Origin of the sequence: Puia sp., from assembly GCF_036500295.1 — a bacterium.
Taxonomy (GTDB): Bacteria; Bacteroidota; Bacteroidia; order Chitinophagales; family Chitinophagaceae; genus Puia.
In genome coordinates, this window is record NZ_DASYCH010000043.1 from 16608 (window position 1) to 36639 (window position 20032).

Consider the following 20032-nt stretch of genomic DNA (forward strand, 5'->3'; position numbering starts at 1 on the left):
AAAACAAGCTTATGAATATCAGTATTTTCGGCCTGGGTTACGTGGGATGTGTAAGCCTTGGCTGTCTGGCCAGAAACGGACATAACGTGATCGGCGTCGATGTCAACGAAACAAAGGTCCGGCAGATCAACAACGGGCTTCCCACCATCATAGAAAAAGACATCGATATTATCATCCAGGAAGAACGATCCCGGAACAGGATCGTCGCCACCACCGATTTCGCCTACGCCATAAAGAACACGGATATTTCCATAATTGCCGTAGGCACCCCGTCGGGCGAGAACGGGCACCTGAACCTGTCGTACATCTTTCAGGTGGCCAATCACTTCGGGCAGGTGATGAAAGAAAAGAAGACCTTTCACGTGATTGCCATCCGCTCGACAGTCCTTCCGGGAACGGTGGAGAAATTTGCCGGCATAGTGGAGGATATCTCTCAAAAAAAGCACAATGTCGACTTTTCGGTGGTGTCCAATCCGGAGTTTCTTCGCGAGGGCACAGCCGTATTCGACTATAATCACCCACCCTTTACCCTGATTGGCGCCTCGAATAAGGAAGCCGCGTTGATCGCCGCCTCGCTGTACAAACATCTTCCGGGGGAAATCATCGTCACCGATATCCGGGTGGCCGAGATCATGAAGTATGTGAACAATTCGTACCATGCCTTGAAAATTGCCTTTGCCAACGAGATCGGCAACATCTGTTCGGCAATGAAAATAGACGCCTACAAGGTGATGGAGATCTTCTGCACCGATACCGAACTAAACATCTCACCCTGCTACTTCAAGCCCGGCTTTGCCTATGGCGGCTCGTGTTTGCCAAAGGATCTCAAAGGGCTCCAAACCCTGGCCCACGACCTCTATGTCCGCGTGCCGGTTATCGAGAATATCGACAAGACAAACGATCTTCAGATCAACCGGGCGATCGAGCTGATCCAGCAAACCGGGAAAAGAAGGATCGCCTTCCTGGGCATCAGCTTTAAAGCCGGAACTGACGACCTGCGAAGCTCGCCCGCCGTAACCATCGCCGAAACCCTGATCGGAAAAGGCTATGATATCAAGATCTACGACAAGAACGTCCAACTTTCCAAATTAAGCGGTGCCAACCGGGAGTACATCGATGTGCACATTCCCCATCTGTACAAACTGATGGTGAACCAGCTGGGCGAACTGATCGACGACGTCGACGTCATCATAGTAAGCAACCGGGAATCCGAATATATAGACGTATTGCTGGAAACCGAATCCCCCGCCATGATCATCGACATGGTGCGGCTGCCCGACCCGATCCGGTCGAGGCGAAATTATGTCGGCATCAACTGGTAAGCCATGTTACAAGGAAAACACATACTGATAATCGTAGAAAATCTGCCTGTCCCCTTCGACCGGCGGGTATGGGAGGAAGCCAACACGCTTGCCGAAAACGGCGCCAAGGTGTCCGTCATCTGTCCCAAAATGAAGGGGTATACAAAGCCTTTCGAATCCATCAATGGGATCGACATCTACCGGCATCCCCTTCCGATGGAGGGGAATGGCGCACTGGGGTATTTGCAGGAATATTCGGGCGCGCTCTTCTGGGAATTGGTGCTGGCCTGGAAGATCTTCTTTAAAAGGAGGTTTCATGTTATTCACGGCTGCAATCCCCCCGACCTGATATTCCTGGTAGCCCTGGCCTTTAAGCCTTTCGGCGTGAAATTCATTTTCGATCACCACGACATCAATCCCGAACTGTACCTCGCCAAGTTCGGCAGAAAGGACCTTTTTTACCGGTTAATGATCGGGCTCGAGCGGCTGACCTTTGCCACCGCCAATTACAGCATCGCCACCAATGAATCTTACAGGGATATTGCGATCAACAGAGGAAAAATGAAACCCGAAAAAATAACCGTGGTGCGCAGCGGCCCGAAACTCAGCCGGCTGAAGCCTACGACCGGCAACATAAAATACAAAAAAGGCCGGGACTATATGGTCGGCTATGTAGGGGTCATCGGCGCGCAGGAAGGACTGGACCTGCTGCTGGATTCGATAAAATTGATCGTGGACAGACGCCGGGACGTTCAGTTTGCCATCGTAGGCAGCGGGACCGAACTGGAGAAGATAAAGCAGCTCACCGGTGCGATGGGCCTGCAGGATTATATCGATTACTACGGCCGGGTGGACGATGCCACGATGGTGGACATCCTCAGCACGGCGGATGTTTGCGTGAACCCCGACCGGCCGACCGAAATGAACAACCTGTCGACGATGAACAAGATCATGGAATATATGGCCCTGAAAAAACCCATCGTTCAATATGATCTTAAGGAAGGCCGTTTTTCCGCGGAACAGGCGTCCTTATATGCAAGCAATACAAGCACCGAAGATTTCGCCGATAAGATAATCTGGCTGCTCGACCATCCGGAGGACCGGATACGCAAGGGGGAGTACGGCTACTACAAGGTCGTAAACGAGCTTTCATGGGATTATGAAAGCCGCAAACTCGTCGGTCTTTTTAACAAGGTTTTTGCCCGCAGTTAGCCATTTCACCGCCCAGGAAATTTCACCGATATGAGCAAGCCCTTCCTGCAACTGATCAGTGTAGGTATATTAGTTCTCGACCTCACGATGTTGAATTCATCGATGGTCCTGTGCGAACTGTTCTTCAAAGCCATCAATGAACGATCCGGCATGGCATACTGGGTCTTCTGGGCCGGGCTGAATATAAGCTGGATCATCGTAACCTGGGTTGTTAACGTATACGGCATAAAAGATGTCTTCCACTTCGAGGCGTTCGCCAGGCGCTCGATGCATGCGTGGTGCTACTGGCTGATCCTGGTGATGCTCTACCTCTTTTTTACCCGTCAGATCATCCTGTCGCGGGTATTCATCGCCACCGCGATGATGGGTTATGGCGTCTTGCTGATCTTGAACCGGTTCTTTCTTCTCTATGCCCGAAGTTTTTGGCGGTATCATAGCCATGTGTCGCGGAAAGTGATCATCATCGGCTATAACCACATGGCCAAAAAGCTTGCTTCCTATCTGGAAGAAGAGGAGATGGATACCGAAATTGTCGGATTTTGCGAAGAGGCGGAGAATGTCCACGAGCTGACCAATTACCCGATCATCGATTCGGTGAACAACTCCATCCAGGCCTCCCGCCAGTATGAGGTGAACGAGATCTATTCCACCATCGCCCCCGAACAGAATACAGGCATCTATCGACTGATGCTGGAAGCCGACAAAGCCTGTATCCATTTCCGCCTGATCCCCGACCTCAGCCACTTTGTCAAAAGGAATTACTACATCAATTATTTAAAGGATATTCCGGTACTTTCCTTAAGACAGGAGCCATTGGGCGAGGTGACCAACCGCTTCCGGAAAAGATTGTTCGACATCATTTTCAGCCTGCTGGTCACCGTATTGATCCTGTCCTGGCTTATCCCCATCCTGGCATTGCTGATCAGCCTCGAATCGCGGGGGCCCGTATTCTTCAGGCAGAAGCGCACGGGAAGGGATAGAAAGGACTTCTACTGCCTGAAGTTCAGGAGCATGAAGATAAACGGCGATGCGGACATAAAACAGGCCGACCGGTACGACACGCGGTTTACCAGGTTGGGAAAGTTTCTGCGCCGTTCGAGTCTCGACGAGTTTCCGCAATTCCTCAACGTACTAAAAGGCGATATGAGCGTCGTAGGGCCCCGCCCGCATATGCTCAAACACACAACCGATTATTCAAAAATGATCGATAAATACATGGTCCGCCAGTTCCTGAAACCCGGCATTACCGGCTGGGCCCAGATCAATGGACAACGGGGTGAGATCAAAACGTTGCAACAATTGCAGGAAAGAGTGGAACATGATATCTGGTACATGGAGAACTGGAACCAATGGCTGGATGTCAAGATCATCTTCATGACAATGGCAAGCCTGATCAGCGGCCAAAAAAATGCTTTCTGATGAACAATCGCATACCCTCTTCCCCGCCAGCGATCACCCCTGTGGCGCCCTTGGAAAAACGCCCGCTATGGTCGGTTTTGATCCCAACCTACAATTGCATGGAGTGGCTTCCGCAGACCCTGGAGTCTGTACTGATCCAGGACCCGGGACCCGAAAAAATGCAAATTGAAGTAGTGGATGACAGTAGCACGGACGGTGATGTCGGCGCGATGGTACAGAAAATAGGGAAAGGCCGGATCGGGTTTTTCCAGCAGGAAAAGAACCAGGGCAGCCTCAGGAATTTCGAAACCTGTCTCAATCGGTCGAAAGGCCATCTCGTTCATCTTCTGCATGGCGACGATCTTGTGTTCGAAGGTTTCTATAAGGAAGTGGAGACGATGTTTATCCGGTTCCCAAAGGCGGGCGCCGCCTTTACCCGATACGCCTATATCAACGATGAAAATGTAATTACCCCGCCGGGAAAACAGCTGCTGAATGAACCCGGGATCATCGGCGACTTCCTCTTACAGATAGCGCAGAAGCAATTGCTGCAGGCGGCCTGTATGGTGGTAAAAAGAAGCGTATATGAACACCTCGGAAGCTTTTTTGCCGTGCACTATGGCGAAGACTGGGAAATGTGGACCCGCATCGCGGCCCATTATCCCGTTGCCTATTCCCCCGCCTGCCTGGCACTGTACCGTGGTGGTCAGGGACACAGCGCCAGCATCACCAGCAATTCGTTGAGCACCGGCCAGAATATCCGGGATATCACCACGGTCATCGAGATCGTGCAGAATTACCTGCCAGAGGAAAAAAGAAAATTGCTGAAGAAGATTGCCGTTAAGAATTTCTCCCGGGCCTATGCCAAAGCCTCCAACCGCATCTATTTACACAATCCAAACGCGGCCTTTGTGCAGGCCAGCGGCGCCCTGAAGATGAATGCCGACATAAAGACCATCTATTGGGTCATGAAGCTGTACTGGCTGCATTTCACAAAACTGATTCGTAATCCATAAAAAACACCTCGCTATGGCAGAAGAAAAAGTAAAACTGGAATGGGAGATCAACAAAAAAACGTCCTGGCTGGGAACCAGTTTTAAGGAACTGTACCTGTATAAAGATCTTCTTTTCAGCCTGGTAAGAAAAGAGTTTCTGTCCTCGTACCAGCAAACCCTGCTGGGGCCCTTCTGGGTGCTGCTGCAGCCGATCCTGACGGTGTTCACATCGCTGCTCATCTTCCATAAGATAATCGGCGTGCCCACCGAAGGCGTCCCACCCCTGTTGTACTACCTGGCCGGCATCACGCTGTGGAACCTGTTCTCGGATATCTTCCTCGGCACCTCCATCACTTTTACCCAAAACGTACTGGTCTTTAACAAGGTCTATTTTCCGCGGATCATCGTGCCCCTCTCGGTTGTTTTGCTCAGCGGACTGCGTTTCCTGATACAGCTGGTGCTGTTCTTTATCGCGCTCACCTATTATTACCTGGCGGGAAAGGTGGTGATCCCGGTAAATACGCTGTTATTGGCCATACCCGTGATCATCACTACGGCAGGCATTTCGCTGGGTGCCGGCCTGGTGTTTTCGATATTCACCGCCAAATACCGCGACTTCCTGGGATTACTGCAGGTCATTCTGCGCCTGTTGCTGTTCGTCTGCCCCATCTTCTATCCCATGTCGATCGTCCCGGGTAAACTGAAATGGCTGATGAATCTCAACCCGCTTTCGGCACAATTCGAGTTGTATCGTTACGCCCTGCTTGGCAAAGGACAATTTACCGCGGATCAGGTCCTATACAGTGGCTTGTTCATGGTGGTGCTGCTCGCGGGAGGAATGTTATTATTCAATAAGACAGCCGACAGGTTGGTAGACGTGATTTAACCCAATACATAGCATATGTCAGACACAATGATCCAGATTGAGAACCTGTCGAAATTATACCGGCTGGGCACCATTGGCAGCGGAACATTCAAGCGCGACTTGAATAACTGGCTGCGGGGGATCTTCCGGAAGAATTCCGACTCTCCGGCCAGGCTGCGGGAAACCGGCGAAAATGCCTTTGCAGGCAAGGACCATCTATGGGCCCTGCGGAATGTGACCTTTGATATCAAAGAAGGGGAAGTATGCGGCATCATCGGCCGGAATGGCGCGGGTAAATCGACCCTTTTGAAGGTGTTGTCGAAGATCACCCGCCCCACGGAAGGTTTCGTGAGAGGCCGTGGCAAGATCAGCAGCCTGCTCGAGATCGGCACCGGTTTTCATGCCGACCTGTCCGGCCGGGAGAACATCTTTATCAGCGGCTCTATGCTGGGTATGAAAAAAACGGAGATCAAGAAGAAGTTCGACGAGATCGTGGAGTTTTCAGGCATCGAGCAGTTTTTAGACACGCCGGTAAAAAGGTACTCCTCAGGCATGTATGTCCGGCTTGCCTTTGGCGTGGCTGCCCATCTGGAGCCCGACATCCTGATCGTCGATGAAGTGCTGGCCGTTGGCGATGCCGAGTTTCAAAAGAAATGTATGGGTAAAATGAAGGACGTCTCCCATCAGAAAGGCCGGACGATCCTGTTTGTAAGCCATAATCTGCAGGCCGTGAATAACCTTTGCTCAAAGGCCATCTGGCTGCAGAAGGGTTCGATCCACGCCATGGGCGAAACCCAGATGGTGGTAAACAGGTACCTGGGCGCTTTTCAAAAGAAAATGTGGAAAAGAGAATGGGGCTCTCCCCGGGAAGCGCCTGGCAACGATTGGCTGCGAATATTGTCCGTTGAACTGATCCCGCACCTGCCCAACCCTATGGCGCCGATCGATATCCGGACACCGCTTACGGTCAGGTTTCGCTTCCACAACTTCAATAACCAGATCCACCTCTCCGCCAACCTGGTGCTCTTTTCACTGGCCGGCGATTGCATTTTCGACGTGCCCTCGGTCTCCGGCGATTTCAACGAGGGGGTCGTCGAAGGCGAATGCACCATCCCGGGAAGATTCCTCAACGACGGGTCCTACTATTTCTCCCTGTTCTTTTTGAAGGATACCTCCCGGACCATATTCGAATACGAGGAATGCCTTCATTTTGACGTGGAAGATCACCGGGAAAACATCCACTGGTACGACAAATGGGTCGGGGCGGTGCGGCCGCATTTCCCGTTTACTTTACGAAATGGTAACGTTTCAAACAACGGCCACGGTGCATTGGATACCCGCCGCCACCTGTTATGACCAACGCCAATCCATATATAATCAGGCGCATCCAACTGGACGAATGGCACCAGGCCGAACCGGCCGCTCCGGAGAACAGCATGCGGTATTACTGCTCCTACTGGTGGAAGAAGATCCCGCTCGGCCATCTGTTCATCGAGCAACACGAAAGACATGACGGCGAAGGCTGGCAAAAAAGGATCTGGGAAGCCATAGCGGCCGCCATCGACTTCTATCAAAAAAAGTCGGACGTCGAGGCCGGGACCCTTTATCCGCTGTTTTTGCAAAGAAACTACGCCGCATTCAACGAGGCCATGAACCGCCTGTTTGCCGGCTACACCGACAGACAGCTGCCGGAGATCGCCGATGTGTCGGTGATCATCTGCACCCGCAACAGGAGCCGGGACCTGCACCGCTGCCTGCACTCGTTATTTGCCCAATCCTGCCTGCCAAGCGAGGTGATCGTGGTAGACAACGCCCCGACCGATGACAGCACCTACAGTGTGGTAAAGCAGTTTCCAGGCGTTATTTACCATAAAGAACTGCGCCCCGGATTGAGCATTGCCCGGAATGCCGGTGTCCGCCTGGCCGCATCCCCGGTCATCGCCTTCACCGATGATGACGTCGTACTCCACCCCCTCTGGGTCTATTATGTGCAGGAATCCTTTGCCACGCCACAGGTAGGCGCCATGACCGGACTGGTCATCGCCTCCTCGCTCAATACGGAAAGCCAGCAACTGTTTGAAAAGCAATACAGCTTCAACCGCGGGTATTGCGATAAGCTATACGACAAAACCTATTTCAACGCCGGCCTGGCCACCGGTCCAAGGGTATGGAATATCGGCGCCGGGGCCAATATGGCATTCAGAAGATCGGTTTTCAACACCGCCGGGTTTTTCGACGAACGGCTGGGTGCCGGCGCCGCAGGTTGCAGTGAAGACTCCGAACTGTGGTACCGGATCCTTGCCAGAGAGTATTCGATCTATTACAACCCCAGGGCCATCGGATTTCATGAACACCGGAAGGAGGTCAACGCCCTGAAACGGCAGGTGTTCAGCTATATGCGGGGACATGCAGCCGCTGCGCTGATCCAACAGTCGCAGATCAGGGAAGCCGGCTACCGCAGGTACCTGTACCGGATGATCTTCAAAAGTTGTATGCCCTTACTGATCAAACGATTTTTCCAGCCCGACGAACGTAAAATGATCCTCATCCAGTTACATGGCATCTTTTCCGGCATACTCTTTTTCGTCAGGAACAAAAACAAACCTTCACAGACAAGCCCCTTCTGATTATGGCAACTCTTACCGACAACCGGCCGAAGGACCTCATTTCGGTGGTCATCCCCTGTTATAACCATGGAAAATACCTGCCCGACGCCATCGACAGCGTACTATCCCAAAATCACAAGAACGTAGAGATCGTCGTGGTGGACGATGGTTCGACAGATTGTACGAAAGAAGTGGTATGCGCCAGGTATTCCGGCGGCGAACCTGTCAAATACATCTACCAGCGCAACGCGGGACTCTCGGCCGCCCGCAATACCGGCATCGATCACAGCACCGGAGACTATTTTGTTTTCCTTGATGCCGATGACTGGCTGGTGGATAACGCCCTCTCCACCAATGTATCGTTCCTGCAGAAAAACAGCCGGGCTGCCTTTGTTTCGGGCGGACATATCATCCTCAATGAGGCAGAACATTACCGGGAAGAGAAAAGTGAAAGGATAAATGAAAATTATTACAATGTCATGCTCCGGCGGAATTATATCGGCATGCATGCCGCCGTGATGTATCAGAAATGGGTTTTCAACGAGTTCCGTTTTGATACAAAATTGAAAGCATCCGAGGATTACGACCTATACCTGCATGTGACCCGGAAGTATCCCGTCTGTCATCATATGGATCTCATCGCCGTTTACCGCTTTCACGACTCAAATATGTCCGGCGATATCTACAAGATGTTCAAATATACCCTGCTGGTATTGAACAGGCAGAAAACCCTCCTCAAAACGACCGCCGAAAAGAAAAGTTTCAACACGGGGATCCACAATTGGAAAAGCTACTATAGCCTGAAAATGCTCGCCACGCTTCCGCATAAGCCTACCTGGCCCCTGACAAAAAAAATGCTCGTTGAACATTCGATCGCCTTTCGCCATCACCCCCTGCCATACGCTAAATATCTAAAATCAAAAACAGTTATGCTACTGCAAAAATCAAAAAAACGGCTTAAAAAATTCCTTTTTAAAGGATCCGATAACCGCACGGCGCCCATGGAAAAAATAAATTTGGGCGACCTGAACCGGGTGACGCCGTTTAGCACCGACTTCGGGTATGACCGCGGCGGTCCGGTGGACAGGTACTATATCGAGAATTTTCTTGCCGCCTCATCCGCGCATGTGAAAGGAAGAGTGCTCGAGATCGGCGATAATGAATATACCCTCCGTTACAGTGGATCACGCCTGACAAAAAGCGATATCCTGCATATCGACAGTACTAACCCAAAAGCCACTTTTGTCGGCGACCTCAGCGATGCACCGCATTTGCCTTCCGATAGTTTTGATTGCATCATCCTTACGCAAACCCTGCACCTTATCTACGATTATAAAGGGGCATTGGCCAACTGTTACCGGATATTGAAACCGGGCGGGGCCCTGTTGCTTACCGTACCCGGAATAAGTCATATCCATCATGGCGAATGGGGGAAATACTGGATGTGGTCGTTTACCACCGCCTCCATCCAGCGGATGCTGTCCGAAGCCTTCGAGCCCGCCCGGTTCAGGGTACAATCCTTCGGAAATGTGCTGGCCGCCACGGCGTTCTTATATGCAATGGGCCTGCCGGAAATAGCAAAGAAACAGGTGGACCACAATGACCCGCAATACCAGCTCATCATCACCGCATTGGCAATCAAATAATGACGCTGCTTCGAAAATGGGCCAGGCGGTTCAAGGGTTATTTCCAGCACAAGGCGCTGGTGCTGATGTACCATCGTGTAGCCAATCTGCCGTCAGACCCCTGGCAGCTGGCCGTGCAGCCTGCCTGTTTCGAACAGCATTTACAGGTATTGCGCAAGCGGTTTCACGTTATCGCCGTCAATGACCTGGTCGAGCAGATCAGGGATGGATATGTGGCATCCAACTGCGTTTGTATCACCTTTGACGACGGGTATAGCGATAATTTCTTCAACGCAAAGCCCCTCCTGGAGAAATATCAGTGCCCGGCCACGTTCTTTATCCCTACCCGGTTTATCAACCGGTACCACCTGTTCTGGTGGGATCAGCTGCAGGTAGCCCTGCTCGATGCCGAACTGCTTCCGCCCATCTTCTCCATGGTCATCGATAATAGATTGATAGAATATGCCCTGGAAGAAGACGCCATTCTGAATGAAACGGTCCGTCAGAAGCACCAGGTATGGATCGCCCCGGACGACCCACCCACAAAACGCTGTGAGCTCTACCTGATCCTGTGGCGCTGCCTGAAGCCGTTACCCGATGCCCAGTTGCAACTCACCCTCAACAGGATAAGATCCTGGACCGGCGAATTGAATAATTTGGACCACTTTAACGTCCCCATGTCTACGTTTCAGCTGAACGATCTCGTCAGCAACCGGTTATTCGATGCAGGCTTGCATACCGTGACACATGTCTCATTGCCGTCCCATTCCGCGGAAACCCAGGCACGCGAGATCGTCGATAACCGGCTTGCCCTGCTGGACGTTGGGGATCATGCCCGGAATATCCTCGCCTATCCCTACGGCGATTATGACGATACCACCCTTGCCGTGGTACAAAAAGAAAAGCTCGCCGCCGCTTTCACGACTTCTGAAAAAGCCGTTACCAGACGGTCTGACCCGTTTCGCCTGGGCCGGTTCCAGATAATCAACTGGAACGGCGAGGACTTCGAAAGACAGCTGCTGCATTGGTTCAAAACAAGATAATCCTCACACATGCATACATCCTCAACACCCGTTGTATCCGTTATCACGGCGTTCCTCAATGAAGAACGGTTTCTGGCCGAAGCCGTCGAAAGTGTAATAAACCAGGAATACCCCAGCTGGGAACTGATCCTCATCGACGACGGTTCCTCCGACAAGAGCACCGATATCGCCCGGAGATATGCAGAAGACCACAAAGGAAAAATAATCTATTTAGAGCACGAAGGACATACCAACAAGTCAACGGCGGCAAGCCGCAACCTCGGCATTTCAAAGGCTACGGGAGAATTGGTGGCCTTCCTGGATGCCGATGACGTATGGGGGCCTTCAAAATTGCTCAATCAGGTCGCGATCATGCGGGCTCATCCCGGCACAGCCATGTTGCTGGAAGCCTCCGACTACTGGTATAGCTGGGATATCCCGTCCCGGCAAGATATCATTCTGCAGGTCGGCAGGGAAAGAGACCGAAGTTTCAAACCACCCGAATTGGCAGAGACCCTGTACCCGCTGGCAAGGGTAACCGCGCCCTGTCCTTCCGCCATCATGGTCAAAAAGGACGCCCTGGTAAGACTCGGCGGTTTTGAAGCCGGGTTCAAAGGAAAATACCAGCTATATGAAGACCAGGCCTTTCTCATGAAATTCTACCTTAATGAAACCGTCTACATCTCCTCACAGTGTAACAACAGGTACAGACAGCGAACCGGCTCCTGTGTGCAATGGGTGCGAAAAGAAGGCAGCTATCATGTCGTGAGAAAATATTTCCTGAACTGGATGAAACAATATATGCAGCAGCACAACATCCGCTACAAAAGGGTGCAACGAATGCTGCTGAGGGCCATGGATCAGTATAACCGACCCGTCCTTTACTTTATGCGAAACAACCTGTCGAAGATATGGAGATAAATTATATCATCCTTGCACATAAGGGACCCTACCAACTGGCAAGACTGCTCGAAAAACTGAACACAAAAGAAGCCCGCTTTTATCTGCACATCGACAAAGATGCCGACATCACCCCTTTCCGGAAAGCACTGGGCCATCTTTGCAACGTCTTTTTCCTCTCGGGCAAACAAAGGATCACCGCTGTATGGGCGGATTTCAGCATGGTGCAGGCAACGCTGAATGCCATGCGCCAGATCATAGCCGACCGGCGAAATGGCTATTGTGTGCTCCTGAGCGGGCAGGACTACCCTATAAAAAGCAGTTCCTGCATCGACGAGCGCCTTACCCGGCAATCTGGCGTCAACTTCATCCAGGGCTACCCCATTTTGCCTTCCGAATGCCCGGAACAGGGGTGCAGACGCATCAACCGGTATAAGATCAACCTGTCGCACACCAGGAATGATATCCTGGTCTTCCCCTCTGTCTTCGATAAAGAGTTCTATGGGAATGCCAACTTTCAATCCTTTGTTTACCTGGCAAAACGAAAAAGTATCGCTTCCTGCCTGGAGCTGTTGCCGAAAACCCTGCGGAAAAGACGGTTTCCCTCCTACATCCAGCCTTATAAAGGAAGCCAGTGGTGGGCGCTGCCGGTAGAGACCCTTCATTTTATCGACGGTTTCATCCACGACCATCCCGACTACCTGTCCTATCACCTCTATACATTTGCGCCGGATGAGATATTCTTTCAAAGCATAATACACTCCCGACTCGACAAGGCATGCATAAGCGAAGAAGTAACCTACGTCAGCTGGCCCCCCGACAACCTCAGCCCCTTGCTCCTGAAGACGAGCAATTTTGACGAAGTCATGGAGAAGGGCCGGGACAAACTCTTTGCCCGGAAATTTGATATGGAGATCGACTCCCGGATACTGGATCGCATCGACCGGGAGATCGGCTGATCAGGAAACCGCATCACCGGAAAACCGGACGACCGGAAAACCGCATCACCGGAAAACTCTTTTCTCAGGATGAAAACGGGTGCAACAAAAAGGCCAGAAGAAATTCTGGCCTTTGCTATTTTGGGGAAACCAGTTCCAGGTTGGCATGACTGTCACCGATCCTCACCTCGTCATAGAACACAACGCGCTTTTCTTCCGGCGAATACTGCGCCCACCCCTTCCAGCCCCATTTGTAAATTCCTATTTTAAAGTAGGGAAGGTATCGGTCATTAAAGGAATTGGGGCCATAATAACTGAATATCTTCCGCTTATTCTTCCATATTTCCAAAACACCGTCCGCCCGGTAAGAGAACCTGATGTGGAAGACCCAGTCGTTCCACTTATCTTTATCAACCGGCCCAAGATCCACCTTTTTTTCGCCATCCTTACTGTCATTCGTATTCACCGGGGCGGCTGCCCACAGGATCTGAACGTAATACCGGTCATTCTCGATACCCAGGGAAATAGGCGGCGAGCGCCAGTTCTCTCCCAGGTCCCAGTCAGGCACATCATGCCACTGTGCAAGCTTTTCCGCCATCGGGTCTGCTACAAAATCCGCCGGCAGATAATTGCTGAAGCCATACCATCGTTCGTTGTCCGTTTCGCTGCCCAGCCGCAACTCGGCCCGGACATAGCCATTATAGTTGGTCACATCCGATTTCATGAATTCGAACCGGGCCGACGATCTCCCTTTTCGCGCCGTCTCCGTGCTGATGCGCAGCGCATCCGGCCGGCAGATCTCCTTGGTCCATTTATCAAGATCCCCCGCATCTTCGAAGGTCGATTCCAGCAGCAGGACATCAACATCCATGCCTTTCCGTTTGGCTGAGGGTAACAGCAGAAGGAAAGCAATACAGAACAGAACAGGCATGGATATGTGATTCTGGTTTTTCACTGTTATTCCCGCATAAGCTTGAGAACCGTCAATCGATTTTTATCCATCAGCCGTAAATAGTATACGCCCGAAGCCCGCATTTCCCTTGAGAAATCCAACCACATGGCGGTTCCCGGTACCTGGGGCGGTAATTTGCCTCGTTTTAAAGTGGCCCCGGACGAGGACATCAGAATAAATTCGGCATCGGCATGGAACTGCATGGTCGTCATTACCTTGAACCAACCATCCCTGCTTGGGTTGGGATATACCCTGGCCGTGTCTGTTGCCGGCGCCTGTAACGATTGATTCAGCGAATCGAACGCAGCGGCAAGCAATGCACTGCCGCTTTGTGGCAGGATCTCGATGGCCGATATCTTGGGCCGGTCCACCCCACCTTCACTGACCGCAGCGGTAAAGTTGATGTTCAACGTGCCGTCAGTTACCGTCGTGGTGAAATTCTCGATGTCCGCTGTATTCGCGCCCACCTTCTGGAAGATATCGAAGTTATCAAGCACCTTGACGCCTTCGATGCTCACGTCAAACTTGCGCTGGCCGACTGCCGTCCAGTAGATCTCTGCAAAATGCAGCACCACTTTATAATTGCCGTTGTTGACGGGGAAGGCATAACTGAAGGTTCCGTTATCGGTGGTCGCCGAGCGTTCCGTCTGGTACATCGCATCATCGGTGGTGCCCGCAATAGCCGAGGTCGTAGAGAAAATAAAGCCGGGTGCCGGAGAGAAGAAATTATCCGCAGCAAAGGTCCCGATCGAATTGGTGATGGCCGGTCCCCCCGCATTGATCCGGTACATAGTCGTCGTACCGGCTGCATTTACGGTGACGATCACCTGGTCGGCTGCACTGGTCGCGCCCTGGTTATCGGTGACCACCAGTTGGAAGACCGAAGTGCCCTGAGTCAGCCCGGTGACATTGGTCGTGGCGCTGGTCGGCGAGGCGATGGTGCCGCTGCCCGAAACCTTTGTCCAGTTGTAGCCGGTGACCGTTCCATCCGCATCGGTGCCGCTGCCGCGTAAGATAGCGGTGCTGGCCGGAAGGACAATGGTGGTATCCAGCCCTGCATTAGCGACCGGCGCCTGGTTGGCAGCCGTAGTGTTGAGGATCTCGATGGCCGATACCTTGGGCTGGTCTACCCCACCCTCACTGACCGCGGCGGTAAAGTTGATGTTCAACGTGCCGTCGGTTACCGTCGTGGTGAAATTCTCGATGTCCGCTGTATTCGCGCCCACCTTCTGGAAGATATCGAAGTTATCAAGCACCTTGACGCCTTCGATGCTCACGTCAAACTTGCGCTGGCCGGCTGCCGTCCAGTATATTTCCGCAAAATGCAGCACCACCTTATAGGTACCGTTGGTGACGGGGAAGGCATAGCTGAACACCCCATTGCTCGTGGTCGAAGAGCGTTCCGTCTGGTACATCGCATCATCGGTTGTGCCCGCAATGGCCGCGGTGGTAGAGAAAGTGAAGCCGGGCGCCGGGGAGAAGAAATTGTCCGCGGCAAAGGTCCCGATCGAGTTGGTGAGACCCGGTCCACCCGCATTGATCCGGTAAACAGCCCCATTGGAAGGCTGGGTATCGGGAACACCCGAGGCCCATAAGATCAGTCGTTGGGCAAAGACCTTGTTGTCCACCTCGGTTATCGTTGTACCATCTCCCGCATTCCAGAAGGTGTTGCGATCGCAGAAACTGGCCACTCTTCCCGAACCGGGCTTGGCCACCGACAGCACCGCATCCGCCGCGGTGAGCGAGCCATCCAGGGAATTGAGTACAGAACCCGCCGGCATGTTAGCCACAATGGTCGCGGGAGCCGTGGTGCGTACGGGACTTACCCCTTCCGCTCTTATGGAAAGACCGCCGTTCTTGTTGAAATTATTGATATAATGATTCACGGCCCATTGGTTCAGGGTAAACACATTGGACCCGTTATCGTGCAGGAACTTCATGCCGAACTGTTGCGTAAGATCGTTGTCGCTAAGTTGACCGCCATAACTGTTGACGCCGCCGTCTACCCAGTCAAAGGCTGCATCGGACCAGGCCACGAGGCCGCCGCCTGCATTCACCCAGGTGGCTACGGCTGCCTGTTCGGCGGCTGTAAACCTCCTGTTGTTCGAGCCCAGGATCAGTACCTTGTAGGGGCTGAGGGTCGCTGCATTCAGGGTTACACTGGCATCGAGCGCCTCTGTGCACGTGAAGCCCACCTGCTGGAGCGCCGTTGCGAATTGCGACATCCCGGTGGGGCCGGTGTCGGCCAGCTTCATATCCACCTCGCCCGGCGGCACACTGCCATACAGGTACAGCACTTTCTGGTTCGCGGCCGTTACCGTCAGATTCACCTGTAAGGTGGCATCCGGATAGCCAGCCGCGCTGGCAGTCACCGTAGCGCTATAATTGCCGGCCGCCAGCCCACTGGAATTGGCCGTGATCGTTATTTCCGTACCACCCAGCAGGTCGATCGTGCCGGAAGAGGGCACTACGGTCAGCCAGGCGGGGAGCGCCGCGATCGTGAAGGAAGGATTCCCACTTAAGGTCCAGAGCAGCACCTTCTTGCTGGTCGTGCTGCTGGCAGCGACCGTCAGGTTGAGCGTGGTCGGCAGGAAACCGATCTTCATATTCGGGATCCGGGTAATCCCCCGTTTGCGCGTAGTCGTTTGCGGTGCGCAACAGTTATTCAGCCCGCCGTTGGCAACGAAGAGTTCGGCGCCGATGGCTTCGGCCGCACAGCCAAAGAGGGTCACACCGGTGGGGAGGGGAACATCATCGGCAAAGGTGCCGGTGGCGGGATCGTACGAGGTGACGGTCCCGAGAATATTGTTATCGGCGCCGCTTCGTCCGCCGACAAAGTAGATCTTTCCTTCCATGACAAAGGTCGACGGTTCGATATGCGAGCGAACAATGGGCATATTGGCCAACTGGGCCCATGTATCCGTAGACGGATCGTATACTTGTACATAGTTCACATCATGGTAGGCGCCGTCATGACCTTCCTGGCCACCGATTGTATAAATTTTGCCGGCCACGAAGGAGGAGGAGAAGTGACAACGCGGCAATGGGGTCGGTGCGGCATTCGTCCATCCCGCGGCAATATTGGTGAGATCGAGCACATAATGCGCCGTGTTACCCGTCTGACGGTCAGCCAGCAGGCCGCCAAAGGCATGGAGCTTGCGGCCCACACGGACGAGGGCATTGCCGCCCATCACGGCGGGAAGGACCGGACCCTGGCTCCAGACGTTGGTGGCCATATTGAAGATCTGCAGCTTATTGGAATTGGCGCCACCCACGTTTCCATCCAGGAAGCCGCCGGCCACATATACCGTCGAACCATCCACGGTGATGCCCGCGTGGGTCACCGGGAACGGCATGTCCGCCTGGTTGGTCCAGACATTCGTTGCCGGATTATACATCTCCACATGGGGTGTCGTTTCCAGATTCGAGCTATCGAAGCCCGAGAACACCCACATTTTATTGTCGTACATGATGCTGTACCCAACCCATTTCGGCGTATGGGAAGGCGCCACCGTCACCCAGGTACTACTGACCGTGTCGGCGATGACATTGAGATAGTCCCAGCTGGCCGTAAAGGGTGTTGCATTTACCGAAGTGGAAATAATGCCCACCGCCGTGGCCGCCGATCCGCGCAGCACATTCAGCAGGGCGCCGCTTACCGTAATGGGCGAACCCAGATTGACCTTCGTCCCGCCGTTGATCGCATACGCCGGCTGTACCGTCCCGGCTACCGGGTTGACAGACAGGTAAAGATCAATGGTCGATATACTGCTCAGACCTGCCGAAAGCGCATATTGATTGGTCACCGGCACATCGGTATTCTCTGTCACCACCTGGATGCCGCCGGCCCCGCCATTGGCATTGAGCGTGATCTTGAGATAATTGCTCTGATCACCCGTACCGACATAAATGCCCTGGGACTGGCCGCCCGCCGGCGTTTGATTGTTGAAGAAGGGCCCAAGCATCCGGCTATTCACCGTAAAGGGTACACCACTGCTGGTGTTGACCCCAAACTGGAAGGCATTTTCCTGGTTGTTCGTGGTTCCCAGCGCATCTTTGGCCGAAACGGCGACGACCGACAAGACACCGGCTGCGCCGCCTGCCACCAGGTTATTCGGATCGAAGGTTTTCAGATAATCATTCGCAGCCTGCTTATTGCTCATCAGTCCGGTGAAACCCAACCCAAAGAACCCGGTTCCGGGCTGGTTACTGAACATGGGATACAGCACAGGCATAAAGGTTCCGGTGCCATTCTTGGCGTCGATCGGGAAAAGATCGACATTGTCGTTGATGCCGTCATTGTCATCGTCCGGATCATTGAGGTCGGACACATGGTCCTGGTCAAAGTCCGGAGGCTTGCTCGAGGCCGAGCAGGGATTCGTGCCATTGGCGATCTCGTCGGCATTCGTATAGCCGTCATTATCGTCATCCTGGTTGTTATTCTGTCCTGTGCAGGTGACACCGTCCTGCGGCTCGAAAACCTGGATGGTATTGCTCTGGTAAACAGCAACCCAGAGGGTCCCCGGAAACGGACCGGTATCGCCCTGGGCGATGACATCGAGCGGCACCTGGCCGAAATTCGCGGCCAGCGGCGCATCCTGGATCAACTTGGTGCTCGCATTCTTGTTATTGATCGAGGTCGTTCCATCAGCCGACAGTTTGATCAACCACATATTGCCGCCATAGTCCACGGACAACAGGTTCCCTTTCATCGCATTGTTGAAATTGGAGGCCGTATATTCGGCCAGGCCGTTGGTGGAATTGGTAAAAGTCAGGAGCGAAGGCGAAGCACTGCTGCCCGGCATCAGGAAGTCGCCTTCCACCGCGTGGGCCGCAGCCACGGGCGGCCAATCCGCCGGCAGGGGATTGGCGCCGGTCTTACTCGTTCTGAATACCCCCGTCGTCCCATTATTGGTATATAACCCCGCGCCGTTGGGATTGGCCCGTATCGGGTCAGGGTGGCCGCCATAATAACTTCCCTTCACATAGGTGCCGATATTGCCGATAAAATGCAGGCCGTCGAGGTTGTCCACCTGGGCTTCGTTGATACCCGGCCCCGTAGAACCAGGCTCCCCGGTTACATAATTATTGGTCACATTGCCGCCCGGCCCCTCGTTTTCCGGGTAACCACCCCAGCCGGGGTTGGCGCCATTGTCGATGGTATAGATCCTTCCGGCTTTCCCGGGAGTCTTGGTGATCAGGATGTCATAGGCATTACGATAACCCGGAGAAAAGATCTGCACGGGCCCGCCCGGGACGATCCTGGCCATGTTCAGGCCGTCATTGCCGCCAAAAGGGTCGTTCACATCGGCGCTGCCCACATTACTGCGGGTAGGGTCGTCAACCGTCGGCAGATCGTATTTAAAAGCGGAATTGCCGCTCCCCTGCGTGGGAAGGGCGTTGACGGCATTCAGGTCGATAGACAGAATTGCGGCCGAAAGGGCATATTCGCAGGTATAGGCGAAATTGATCGAGGGCGAGCCGGCATTGGTGATCCCACCCACGCACAGCAGCAGGGTGTTCGTGGAGGCATCCAGCTGCATGCCGTTCACCGAGTGATTCTCCTCCGACCTGGGCAAACCCCGGATAAGATCCAGTTTTGTCCAGGCACTGCCGGTCCAGGTAAGCAGGGAAACGATACCCGAATTGGTATCCAGGTTCAGGTCGCCATCGGGCCCCCCGACGCGGCTGTCGCTCGAGCTTACATAGATCATCGGTTGCGCGGCGGTGCCGACTACCAGGATGCCGGTCACCTGCCGCGTAGTGACCGAAGGCGCCAGGCTGCCGTCGTCGTTATGATTGGGAATGCTGTTGATCAGGGTGACAGTTTCCGTTGCCGTTACCGAATAACTGTTAGTCCCGTTCTTCACCACCGTGAATATTTTGATGAAGCCGTTCGCCTGGGCCACGTATAATCGCCCGTCGGGCCCAAACTGCAGCGAGGTCGGGTTTGCCACGGTGGCGTTGCTCAACAGACTGTTGGTAAAGCTGATCTGGCTTCTCAGGCTTACAGGGAGAAAGGCCAGCATCAAGGCGATGAAGAGACCGTAAAGTCCCTTTCTACGGCGTAGAAGTTGTTCCATGCTTCGTGTTTTGAGACAGGAATCGAGGAAGGAATATTGAATGTCGGAAGGGAGATAGATAGGATTTTGGAGGTGGTGAGGTAGATGTGAACGGGAACTAAAAGTAAAAACTTAAATCCCGTCGTTATTGCCCAG

13 protein-coding genes are annotated in these 20032 nt (G+C 53.3%); 11 read left to right on the forward strand and 2 right to left on the reverse strand.

Features of this window, described 5'->3' with window-relative positions; genetic code table 11:
* The first annotated feature begins 11 nt into the window (after nucleotides 1–11).
* Genes VGM48_RS08725 through VGM48_RS08775 form a run of 11 tightly spaced genes read left to right on the forward strand, consistent with a single transcriptional unit; the run spans nucleotide 12 to nucleotide 12883 of the window.
* Nucleotides 12–1322, forward strand: a complete 1311-nt coding sequence (locus tag VGM48_RS08725) for a nucleotide sugar dehydrogenase (protein WP_331578095.1) — start codon at nucleotides 12–14, stop codon at nucleotides 1320–1322.
* 3 nt (nucleotides 1323–1325) lie between these two features.
* On the forward strand, nucleotides 1326–2513 hold the full coding sequence (locus VGM48_RS08730) for a glycosyltransferase family 4 protein (RefSeq protein WP_331578097.1): 1188 nt from the start codon (nucleotides 1326–1328) through the stop codon (nucleotides 2511–2513).
* 30 nt (nucleotides 2514–2543) lie between these two features.
* Nucleotides 2544–3932: an undecaprenyl-phosphate glucose phosphotransferase gene (locus VGM48_RS08735; protein ID WP_331578099.1), complete on the forward strand. Its 1389-nt coding sequence runs from the start codon at nucleotides 2544–2546 to the stop codon at nucleotides 3930–3932.
* Complete coding sequence (locus VGM48_RS08740; protein WP_331578101.1) at nucleotides 3932–4927, forward strand: glycosyltransferase family 2 protein; 996 nt, start codon at nucleotides 3932–3934, stop codon at nucleotides 4925–4927. The genes VGM48_RS08735 and VGM48_RS08740 overlap by 1 nt, the downstream gene beginning before the upstream one ends.
* A gap of 13 nt (nucleotides 4928–4940) precedes the next feature.
* Nucleotides 4941–5792: an ABC transporter permease gene (locus tag VGM48_RS08745; RefSeq protein WP_331578103.1), complete on the forward strand. Its 852-nt coding sequence runs from the start codon at nucleotides 4941–4943 to the stop codon at nucleotides 5790–5792.
* 15 nt (nucleotides 5793–5807) lie between these two features.
* The gene (locus VGM48_RS08750) at nucleotides 5808–7127 is read left to right on the forward strand and encodes an ABC transporter ATP-binding protein (RefSeq protein WP_331578105.1); all 1320 of its coding nucleotides are present in this window, start codon (nucleotides 5808–5810) and stop codon (nucleotides 7125–7127) included.
* The gene (locus VGM48_RS08755; RefSeq protein ID WP_331578107.1) at nucleotides 7124–8398 is read left to right on the forward strand and encodes a glycosyltransferase; all 1275 of its coding nucleotides are present in this window, start codon (nucleotides 7124–7126) and stop codon (nucleotides 8396–8398) included. Before VGM48_RS08750 ends, VGM48_RS08755 begins: the two co-directional genes overlap by 4 nt.
* Before the next feature lie 2 nt (nucleotides 8399–8400).
* Entirely contained in the window at nucleotides 8401–10023 is a 1623-nt protein-coding gene (locus tag VGM48_RS08760) for a glycosyltransferase (RefSeq protein ID WP_331578109.1), read from the forward strand.
* Nucleotides 10023–11045 (forward strand): polysaccharide deacetylase family protein, encoded by a 1023-nt coding sequence (locus VGM48_RS08765; RefSeq protein WP_331578111.1) that lies wholly within the window; start codon nucleotides 10023–10025, stop codon nucleotides 11043–11045. Before VGM48_RS08760 ends, VGM48_RS08765 begins: the two co-directional genes overlap by 1 nt.
* A 9-nt stretch (nucleotides 11046–11054) precedes the next feature.
* Nucleotides 11055–11945 (forward strand): glycosyltransferase family A protein, encoded by an 891-nt coding sequence (locus VGM48_RS08770; RefSeq protein WP_331578113.1) that lies wholly within the window; start codon nucleotides 11055–11057, stop codon nucleotides 11943–11945.
* On the forward strand, nucleotides 11936–12883 hold the full coding sequence (locus tag VGM48_RS08775; RefSeq protein WP_331578115.1) for a beta-1,6-N-acetylglucosaminyltransferase: 948 nt from the start codon (nucleotides 11936–11938) through the stop codon (nucleotides 12881–12883). Before VGM48_RS08770 ends, VGM48_RS08775 begins: the two co-directional genes overlap by 10 nt.
* A 115-nt stretch (nucleotides 12884–12998) precedes the next feature.
* On the opposite strand, the gene VGM48_RS08780 is transcribed toward VGM48_RS08775, so the two are convergent.
* Together VGM48_RS08780 and VGM48_RS08785 are read right to left on the reverse strand one after the other, a co-directional pair.
* Nucleotides 12999–13733 (reverse strand): polysaccharide lyase, encoded by a 735-nt coding sequence (locus tag VGM48_RS08780; RefSeq protein WP_331578117.1) that lies wholly within the window; start codon nucleotides 13731–13733, stop codon nucleotides 12999–13001.
* A gap of 86 nt (nucleotides 13734–13819) precedes the next feature.
* Complete coding sequence (locus tag VGM48_RS08785) at nucleotides 13820–19897, reverse strand: malectin domain-containing carbohydrate-binding protein (protein ID WP_331578119.1); 6078 nt, start codon at nucleotides 19895–19897, stop codon at nucleotides 13820–13822.
* Nucleotides 19898–20032: the final 135 nt, after the last annotated feature.

Bases quoted from the DNA above. Each gene is read 5' to 3' on its own strand.
- VGM48_RS08755 (WP_331578107.1), top strand. From the start codon at position 7,124: ATGACCAACGCCAATCCATATATAATCAGGCGCATCCAACTGGACGAA.
- VGM48_RS08725 (WP_331578095.1), top strand. From the start codon at position 12: ATGAATATCAGTATTTTCGGCCTGGGTTACGTGGGATGTGTAAGCCTT.
- VGM48_RS08780 (WP_331578117.1), bottom strand. From the start codon at position 13,733: ATGGATGTTGATGTCCTGCTGCTGGAATCGACCTTCGAAGATGCGGGG.
- VGM48_RS08760 (WP_331578109.1), top strand. From the start codon at position 8,401: ATGGCAACTCTTACCGACAACCGGCCGAAGGACCTCATTTCGGTGGTC.
- VGM48_RS08750 (WP_331578105.1), top strand. From the start codon at position 5,808: ATGTCAGACACAATGATCCAGATTGAGAACCTGTCGAAATTATACCGG.
- VGM48_RS08735 (WP_331578099.1), top strand. From the start codon at position 2,544: ATGAGCAAGCCCTTCCTGCAACTGATCAGTGTAGGTATATTAGTTCTC.
- VGM48_RS08785 (WP_331578119.1), bottom strand. From the start codon at position 19,897: ATGGAACAACTTCTACGCCGTAGAAAGGGACTTTACGGTCTCTTCATC.
- VGM48_RS08775 (WP_331578115.1), top strand. From the start codon at position 11,936: ATGGAGATAAATTATATCATCCTTGCACATAAGGGACCCTACCAACTG.
- VGM48_RS08740 (WP_331578101.1), top strand. From the start codon at position 3,932: ATGAACAATCGCATACCCTCTTCCCCGCCAGCGATCACCCCTGTGGCG.
- VGM48_RS08745 (WP_331578103.1), top strand. From the start codon at position 4,941: ATGGCAGAAGAAAAAGTAAAACTGGAATGGGAGATCAACAAAAAAACG.
- VGM48_RS08770 (WP_331578113.1), top strand. From the start codon at position 11,055: ATGCATACATCCTCAACACCCGTTGTATCCGTTATCACGGCGTTCCTC.
- VGM48_RS08765 (WP_331578111.1), top strand. From the start codon at position 10,023: ATGACGCTGCTTCGAAAATGGGCCAGGCGGTTCAAGGGTTATTTCCAG.
- VGM48_RS08730 (WP_331578097.1), top strand. From the start codon at position 1,326: ATGTTACAAGGAAAACACATACTGATAATCGTAGAAAATCTGCCTGTC.